Genomic DNA, 1073 nt, shown 5'->3' with positions numbered 1-1073 from the left:
GTAGAGGTTCTTGATGCGCAGGTTGCTGCCGTCGCGGGTGTACCAGACGTTGTCGTCGCCGTCGGCTTCGCCGTAGTGGGCGTCCTGATAGAAGTTGTGGGAGCTGCCGTCCGGGCCGACGTAGACCCAGGACGGGGACTCGTTGCCGTACCAGGAGTTGGGGGCGTAGAGCTTCCCCAGCGAGGCCCGCCAGCCGACGCCGGCGTTGTTGCGGCGATTGAGGTAGGCCTCGGTGAATCCGAGGTTCTCGGTCGTCGACCAGACGTGGCTGTTGTAGATGAGCTGGAAAAAGGGCCCGACCGGAACCGAGATCGTGAGACCACCGTTGTAGGTGCTGACGTGGTCGATCGCCAGGCTCTGGAGGCCGCCGGCGGCGAAGCCGACGGCTTCGTTCGGATGCTCCATGCCGAAGGCGGCCGGGGCGAGTGTCGCCAACGAGACCCAGAGAGTGAGGGAAGCCAGGGCTCGGGGGAGAGTCTTGATCTGTTTCACTGCTCGTCCTCCCCGTCGGTGATGTCACTCAGACCGTTGCCGCGGACGCGACCGGCGCTGAACTCGAGTCGTTGGGGATGGAAAGCGAGGATGAGATCTCCCGGGGCGAGCTCGTCGAACTCCGTCGTCGCTCCGATTGGCAGCAACCCGCCGAGATCCACCTCGACGGATCTGTCGTCCGGAGCTCCAAGATCAGTGGGGCCGCCGTCTGCGGCGACCCCGCGCCAGGCGCCGACCCCGGCTCGAGCGACAAAGAACGCCAGAGATTGGGTCTGATCGACCAGCCGGTTGAGCGAGCCGAAGCCATCGCGGCCGACAGCGCCGCGCGCCTGCTTCTTGCGCATGGGCGATCCGTCAGGGCCGGCGACTCGCCATTTGCCCGAAGAGAGATCGGCGACGGCCCAGACGGAGCCGGACGAGACGGCATTCTCGAGCTTGAGCTCGACCACGCCGTTGCCGTTGGCATCCACGAGGATCTCGGCGTAGGTGATCAGACGAGCCTTGAACGGTAGGTTCTCTTTCGAGATGCCGACCACGAGGGCCTCACCATTCGGCTGGATGCGAGTGCCCCGGACGACGTT

2 protein-coding genes are annotated in these 1073 nt (G+C 65.5%); both read right to left on the bottom strand.

Going from position 1 to position 1073, the window contains the following annotated elements; genetic code table 11:
• On the bottom strand, positions 1–492 hold a 492-nt coding region (locus GY769_06235), incomplete at its 3' end, for a hypothetical protein (protein ID MCP4201518.1).
• A partial coding sequence (locus GY769_06230; protein ID MCP4201517.1) for a hypothetical protein occupies positions 489–1073 on the bottom strand: 585 nt, incomplete at its 5' end. The genes GY769_06230 and GY769_06235, both read right to left, overlap by 4 nt.

It is taken from the genome of bacterium, from assembly GCA_024224155.1.
Classification (GTDB): domain Bacteria; phylum Acidobacteriota; class Thermoanaerobaculia; order Multivoradales; family JAHEKO01; genus CALZIK01.
Note: the sequence above shows the minus strand (reverse complement) of the source record. Positions and strands in the feature narration are given on the sequence as shown.